We start from the raw sequence: 6,567 nt of genomic DNA, 5'->3' as shown, positions 1-6,567 counted from the left end.
TCCCGCGAACTGTTCGCGCGGCTTCGCCGCGCGACACGCAGCGAGTGACGGCCGGCGAGACGCTCCGCGTCTCGCCAGGCCCAGCCCCCGAGCGGGCCGGGGGCTTTCTGGCCTCCGTGTTCTCTACACCGTCCGGGGTATCCCCCGCGCGGAGACGTCCGGATCGTAATACCCACACCCGACGTCCAGCGACGAACGCGCGGGAGAACGGGCGCCCGAATTACTCGACGAGAAGAGCGTTGACCTGGCCGGTCTGCCCGGGGCGGGAGGTGACCCGAGCGGTCCCCTCTGAGGTCTCGATGATCGCGCCCTTCGTGATGATGTTCCGGCGGACGTAGTTGGGATTCGCGTCGTTTTCGACCACGTCCTCGATCTCGGCGGTCACGGTCTCGCCGTCGGCGTGGACGCTCGCGACGTTCGTCGCCAGCGCGCGGACCTTCTCGCCCGCGCCGCGGACGTCGACGGTCCGATAGCGGGGCTCGCCGACCTGCGTCTCCGTCGGCGAGCGGCCGAGTTCGTACTTGCGCTTGTTCCGTACGTGCTTCAGTCGTCCACCGGTGCGCTTTCGGGTCGAGCGGCCCTGATCTTGCATACCCGTCCGAACTGCCGGACGATACTTATATGGCTCGATGTGACCCGTTTCCGGACCCGCCGCGGATTCGGCCTCGGCGACCCTCGCTTCGGCGCCTCGTCGGGACGCTCGCCGAACCGTCTCACGCGCGTCGCGTCGGGCCCGTCCGCCGAACCCCGTCGGGCCCGTCCCGGGGACGTCGAGTCTGCCCCGTCCCCCGAGTCGCGTCGGGCCTGTTCACCGAACCGCGTCTGGCCCGTCCGCCGAACCGTCACGGTTAACCGATCCGTCGCGAAACTCGGCGGCGATGAGCCTCCGGGTCGCCGTCGCCGCGCCGTTCGTCCAGGAAGGGTCCCAGACGCTCCGCGAGAACGAGTTCGTCGTCGGGCTCTCGCTCGACCGCGACTGGTTCTCGCCCGACCAGGCCAAGCGCCTGGTCGACGTCGCCGCCGAGGAGGGCCTGCTCGACCGCGAGGGCGACGACCTCCGGCTGACGATCGAGACGGGGAGCGTCGAGGTGCCCGACGACTTCGTCCCGGACGAGGACCTGCTGCAGGGCCGGTCGGCGTTCGAGCGGGTGCTGGACGCGGTCGTGGCGGAGGGCCAGCCCAAGCACGAGGCGGTGGGAGCGATCAACACCGTCCAGCAGGAGTTCGCGATCGCGATCGAGGCGGCGGCGGTGGTCTACGCCCGGCGGCAGGGCGTCGAGGTCGACGAGTTTTTGACCGACGTCCGGGAGTCCGTGCTGGAAGAGTGACGGCGGCCTCGTGAGTGGATGGAGGCGACGCGATCGAAGACGGTCGAGATCGGGAGGACGCGATCGAAGATGGTCGGAATCGGGACGACGCGATCGAAGACGGTTAGGACCGACGCGTCGAATCGCGACCATGGTCGAGGAACGGGTCACCGACGGACGGCGGATCGCCGAGCTGCTCGCCTCCGAGATCGACGGGCGCGAGGACGGCGGACTGGGCCGGTTGTCCGTGACGAACGCGGATCCGGACGTCGAACCGAGCGCCGACGGCGCGCGGGCCTACGACGTGACGTCGGGGGAGTCGTCCGGCGACGCGCGGCGGGTGGCGACCGTCCACGTTCACGAGGACCGCGCGCACGTTTCGTTTCGCGAGGCCCAGGAGACGGCCCACGAGACCGCGGCCGACGTCGGTCTCCGGACGCGTCCGAAGGCCGTCCGTCCGCCGCAGACGCTGGTGTTCGTCGAGAGCGGCGCCGAGGTCAAGCGGGCGACGGACGTGCTCGCCGCCGTCGGCGACCGAGTCTCCGACTGAGACCGTTCGCAGGGTCAGAAGTTGACGGAGACGAGTCTTCGGACCGAGTGAGATGGGGACGGGCCGCCGGACCGAGTGAGATGGGGACGGGCCGTCGGACCGGACGGCGACCGATTCGTCCGACCGGCTACGCCTCGTCGAGTTCCGCGAGCGTCGCCGGCAGCGTCGCCGCGAGTTCGAACTGCGAGACGTGCGCGACCGCCCGCTCGTCGGGGGCCGTCTCCGGCCGGAGCACCTGCACCACCCGCATGCCCGTCTCGGTCGCGCCGCGGACGTCGGCTTCGATCTCGTCGCCGACGTAGACCGCATCGCCGGGATCGACGCCCAGCTCGTCGAGAATCGCCCGGAACGCCCGCCGATCGGGCTTGCCCGCCTCGAGCTCGCCGGTGACGAGCGCGGCGTCGAACGCGCGCTCCCAGCCGAGGGTCTCGAGCTTCTCGCGCTGGGCGCGGACGGGGCCGTTGGTGAGCAAGCCCACGCGATAGTGCCGGCGGAGGTCGTCGAGCATCCCCTCGACGCCGGGCAGCGGCGCCAGCGCCTCGGCGATCGACTCCCGGTAGGCGGCGGCGACCGCCGCGGGATCGACGTCCGCCCCGTGTTCGTCGAGGAGCTCTTCGAAGATCGGCTCCCGCGTCTCGCGGGTCAGGTTGCGCCGGTGGGCCTCGAGGTAGGCCTCACGGGAGAGCGCGGGCGCGTCCGCCGCGGCGGCCGCCTCCTCGAGGATCGTCGTACGGTCGCGTTCGGGGACGGCCAGGGTGTAATCGAGGTCGAAGACGACCGCGCGAATCATCGGGTGGAGGGTAGGACCGAGAGGTGTTGAAGGTATCCCTTCCGGTCGTGGAACCGAATATCCACTCCGTTCGCGAAACCCGCTATCCCCTCCGTTCGCGAAATCCGCCATCCCGTCCGGTCGCGAATCCCGCCATCCCGTCCGGTCGCGAAACCCCGGCCCGGATCGCCGACGTCAATCGAAGAGCAGTCTCTCGACGATCGGGCGCAGGAACGAGCCGCGCCGAGTCCGCTTCGAGTGGACGAGCAACACCGGACTGTCGAGCAGCGCCGCCAGTCGATCGGATCGCTGTTCGACGAGCAGGTCCGGCAGCCGTCGGTGGGTGACGGTGCTCAACATGACGAGATCGGCCCGTCCGAGGGCCGTCGTGAGGCCGCCGATCTCGTCGTTGGTCCGCAGGACCGTGCTCTCGACCGGGCTCGTACAGAGCTCGTCGAGCTCGGCGTGGTAGTCCTCGACCGTCTCGACCAGCTCCTCGCTCGCCGACTCCGAGACGGCGAAGAGAAACCGGATTCGGGCGTCGACTTCCGTCGCGATCGCGTCGGCGAGTTCGACCTTGAGCGGGTCGTTGAACGGGCTCCGGTCCGTGACGATCGCGATCTCCTCGACGTCGACGACGTCCTCGTGCTGGACGAACACGACGTCGCACGGCGCGTGCTCCATGATCCAGTCGGTGTCCCGGCCGAACAGCGTGCCGAGACGGCTGGTCGCCTCCTGCCTGGCGAAGATCAGGTCCGCGCCGGTGCGCTCGGCGAAGTTGACCACGGCGTGGCGGGTGTCGTGGCTGACGACTTCGCCGACCTCGACCGGGACGTCGAGGTCGCGGACCAGTTCGTCGGTTCGCGTCTCGAACTCGGCGTCGGCCTCCGTCAGCGTCTCGGCGGCCGTGTCCAGGGGCACCTGGTCGGGCACCTCGTCGAATCGAACCACGCGGATCCGACCGCCGCGGTGGCGGACGACCGGCGCGACGATCCGGAGGAGCGCGTTCTCCGCCGCTCGGGAGACGTCCGTCCGGATCGGGATGAGGACCTCGTACCGGTCGGTCCGCTCCATCTGGGCCTCCGTGTCCCGGACGTACTGCTTGCCCGCCTCCCGCCGGGCGAGGCCCACGGCGACGCCCTCCCTGGAGACGCGCTCGCGGGCGTACCAGTTGTACCAGACGACGCCGAAGATCGTGATCCCGACCGCCCCCACGATCGGCAAGAGGTCCATCCGGGTGATGATGAACAGCCCCGAGGCGATGCCGAACAGCTGGACCCACGGGTAGCCGGGCGTGCGGAAGTCGGGATCGTACCAGCCCAGGTCGCGCTCGCGGAAGGCGATCAGCGCGGCGCAGACGAGGATGTAGACGAGGATCTGGAACGCGCCCGCGGTCTTGGCGATGTCGTCGACCGGCAGGGTCGCGATGACGAGGATCATGATGGCGCCGGTCGAGAGGATCGCCACCGAGGGCGTCGAGAAGCGCGGGTGGATGTACTCGAAGCGCTTCAGGAAGAGGCCGTCCCGACTCAGCGCGAGCGGATAGCGCGAGGCGGTGAGGATCCCCGCGTTCGCGGTGCTGACGAGCGCGAGCATGGCGGCCAGCACGATGGCGACCAGGAACAGCGGTCCGAAGAGCGCGTCGGTGGCGACGGCCATCGGTTCGTTCGAGTCGGCGAGCGTGTCCCCGTCGACCACGCCCACGAGGACGAACACGAGCAGCGCGTAGAGCAGGCTGGTCGCGATCAGCGAGCCGAGCAGCCCCAGCGGGAGGTTCCGCGAGGGATTTTCGATCTCCTCGGCGACGGCGGCGACCTTGGTGACGCCCGCGTACGAGACCAGCACCATGGCCGTCGCGCTGAACAGGCCCGCCGATCCCTCGGTGAAGAAGGGCTCGTAGCTCCCGCCCTCGACGCGGACGATCGCGCCGATCACGAACGCCGAGAGGATCACCAGCATCACGATCACCATGATCAGCTGGAGGCCGCCGGTCTGTTTCACCCCGATCAGGTTCACCAGGATGAGGACGACGGCGACCGTCACGCCGAGCGCCCGGACGCCGGGGACCGTGACCGCGAGCTCGAGGAGCGGAACGGTGAGGTCGTAGCTCGGGAGCTGTCGGATCCAGTTGACGTAGAACATCCCGCCGTAGAGCGCGAGCGCACCCTTGAGCATGAGCATGAGCCAGGTGCCCAGACCCGCGATCGTCCCGACCGCCGGCCCCATCCCGCGCTCGATGAAGACGTAGTCGCCGCCGGCCTCCGGCATGGCCGTGCCGAGTTCGGCGATGCTCACCGCGGCCGGAACGACGAGGATCGCCGCCACGACGAACGCGAGGATCACGGACGGCCCGGTCTCGGCCATCGCGATCCCCGGCAGGATGAAGATGCCGCTCCCGATCATCGCCCCCATGCTGATGGCGACCACCGAGAGCAGACCCAGGTCGCGCTCGAGTTCCTTGGCCATTGGGTGAGGGTTCAGAGGGAGCGGTAGAAGGGTTTTGGGAATTTCGCTCGGCTGGGGTGTGTCGACGACCGGAGAACCGGATCGGGTCCAGGGGATCTCCGAAAACCGGATCGGGCCGACCGAACGCCGCCACTCGCTCGTCGACCACGGCCGGCCGCGCGCTCAGATCAGTTCGACGACCTCGTCGAGAACGTCGGCGTGAACGAAGACGACGACGTGGTCGCCCGCCTCGACGACGGTCGACCCGCGCGGCGTGACGAGCTCGCCGCCGCGCGAGATCGCGCCGACGACGACCCCGTCCGGAAAGTCCGCGGCCGCCTCGACGATCGGGCGTCCGACGAGCGCGCTGTCGGGACCGACCTCGAACTCGATCACCTCCGCGCGGTCGTGTTCGATCATGGCGATCTTCTCGGTGCGACCCGCCCGGGTGAACCGAATGATCTCCTCGGCGGTCTCCTCGCGCGGATTGATGGAGACGTCGACGCCGACCATCTCGAAGAGCTCCGCGAACGTCAGGTTCTCGATGACCGCGATCGTGCGCTCGACGCCGACTCGCCGGGCCAACAGCGCCTCCAGCAGGTTCTTCTCGTCGCTGTCGAGGGCGGCGATCAGGACGTCCGCCTCGTCGACGTGCTCGCGGGCGAGGAAGTCGACGTCCGTCGCGTCACTCTCGAGCACCAGCGTCTTCGGCAGGGCTTCCGCGACCTCGCGGGCCCGGTCGTGGTCCTGCTCGATCAGTCGGGGTCGGTAGCCGTGCTCTTCGAAGACGCGGGCGGTCTGGAAGCCGATCTCGCTGGCACCGACGATGACGATCTCCTCGTCGCCGTCGTTCGGAGTGACGGCGATGTCTGTGGCGAAATCGGAGACCGACTGTGGGCTGCCGATGACGACGACGCGGTCGCCGCCCTCGATCACGGTCTCGCCCGTCGCGACGAACATGTCGTCGTCGCGGAAGACCGCGGCGAACGTCAACGAATCGTATCGGTCGGCCTCCCGGACGGTCTGGCCGGAGACCGGACTGTCCGGGCCGATCTCGAACTCCGCCATCCGGACGAGGCCGCCGGCGAACATGTCGACGTCCTGGGCGGCCGGCAGCCCCGAGATGCGGAAGATCGCCTGGGCGGTCAGCAGGTCGGTACAGACCATGAAGTCCACGCCGAACGCGCCCTCGGAGCCCTGCCAGGTTCGCAGGAGCGTCGGCCGCCTGACGCGAGCGATCGTGAACGCGTCGCTCTCGGTCTTGGTCGCCCCGCAGATCACGACGTTCGTCTCGTCATCGTCGGTGCAGGCGATGACGAGGTCGGCGTCCTCGATGCCGGCCGCCCGGAGGGTGGCGATCTCCGTCCCGTCGCCGCGGAGCGCGAGAACGTTGTGCTCGTACGTGAGCTCCTCGACGACCCCCTCGTCGCGGTCGACCACGACCACGTCGTGAGAGTCCTCCAGATTTTCGGCGATCGCCCGCCCGACCGCTCCGG

General features: G+C 69.5%; 6 protein-coding genes. 2 read left to right on the top strand and 4 right to left on the bottom strand.

Annotated features, from left to right (window positions below):
* Window positions 1-220: 220 nt before the first annotated feature.
* The gene (locus QZT59_RS07440; protein ID WP_290813606.1) at window positions 221-592 is read right to left on the bottom strand and encodes a 30S ribosomal protein S8e; all 372 of its coding nucleotides are present in this window, start codon (window positions 590-592) and stop codon (window positions 221-223) included.
* Window positions 593-878: 286 nt separating this feature from the next.
* On the opposite strand from QZT59_RS07440, the gene QZT59_RS07435 reads away from it, so the two are divergent.
* Window positions 879-1,328 (top strand): DUF2240 family protein, encoded by a 450-nt coding sequence (locus tag QZT59_RS07435; protein WP_290813603.1) that lies wholly within the window; start codon window positions 879-881, stop codon window positions 1,326-1,328.
* Between the two features lie 130 nt (window positions 1,329-1,458).
* A complete protein-coding gene (locus QZT59_RS07430; protein WP_290813600.1) occupies window positions 1,459-1,857 on the top strand; it encodes a hypothetical protein in 399 nt (132 codons plus the stop codon).
* Window positions 1,858-1,984: 127 nt separating this feature from the next.
* On the opposite strand, the gene QZT59_RS07425 is transcribed toward QZT59_RS07430, so the two are convergent.
* From QZT59_RS07425 to trkA, 3 genes are all read right to left on the bottom strand, one after another.
* Window positions 1,985-2,647 (bottom strand): HAD family hydrolase, encoded by a 663-nt coding sequence (locus QZT59_RS07425; RefSeq protein ID WP_290813597.1) that lies wholly within the window; start codon window positions 2,645-2,647, stop codon window positions 1,985-1,987.
* Between the two features lie 174 nt (window positions 2,648-2,821).
* Window positions 2,822-5,092 carry an amino acid permease gene (locus tag QZT59_RS07420; protein WP_290813594.1) on the bottom strand — a complete coding sequence of 757 codons (2,271 nt, stop codon included), beginning with the start codon at window positions 5,090-5,092 and terminating at the stop codon, window positions 2,822-2,824.
* Between the two features lie 162 nt (window positions 5,093-5,254).
* A partial coding sequence (trkA, locus tag QZT59_RS07415) for a Trk system potassium transporter TrkA (protein ID WP_290813591.1) occupies window positions 5,255-6,567 on the bottom strand: 1,313 nt, incomplete at its 5' end.

The sequence above is a fragment of the Halovivax sp. genome (genome assembly GCA_007119345.1).
GTDB lineage: Archaea > Halobacteriota > Halobacteria > Halobacteriales > Natrialbaceae > Halovivax.
The sequence above is the reverse complement of the archived record's forward strand: the minus strand, read 5'-3'. Positions and strand labels throughout refer to the sequence as shown.